Genomic DNA, 467 nt, shown 5'->3' on the forward strand with positions numbered 1-467 from the left:
GCGTTCTAACATCCTGCTCAAAATTGCCGACCGCATTGAAGCGAATCTAGAAGAAATCGCAGTCGCTGAAACATGGGAAAACGGCAAGCCTGTGCGAGAAACCTTAGCGGCAGATATTCCTTTGGTTGTCGATCACTTCCGTTATTTCGCGGGTTGTATCCGAGCGCAAGAAGGCAGCGCAGCTGAGCTAGATTCAAACACGGCGAGTTACCACTTCCCAGAACCCATCGGTGTGGTTGGGCAGATCATTCCTTGGAACTTCCCGATCTTAATGGCGGCTTGGAAACTGGCTCCAGCACTTGCTGCGGGCTGTTGTGTGGTGATGAAGCCTGCTGAGCAAACACCGACATCGATCCTAGTGATGATGGAGAAGATCGCCGATCTTCTGCCTGCTGGCGTGGTCAACATCGTCAATGGTTTTGGTAGCGAAGCGGGTCAAGCGTTAGCAACCAGCGATCGCTTAGCGA

General features: G+C 52.5%; 1 protein-coding gene. It reads left to right on the forward strand.

Annotated elements, in window-relative coordinates; translation table 11 throughout:
- A partial coding sequence (locus AB4486_RS27915) for an aldehyde dehydrogenase family protein (protein WP_372120060.1) occupies positions 1-467 on the forward strand: 467 nt, incomplete at both ends.

Source organism: Vibrio sp. 10N.222.55.C6 (genome assembly GCF_041473395.1).
Taxonomy (GTDB): Bacteria; Pseudomonadota; Gammaproteobacteria; order Enterobacterales; family Vibrionaceae; genus Vibrio; species Vibrio crassostreae_C.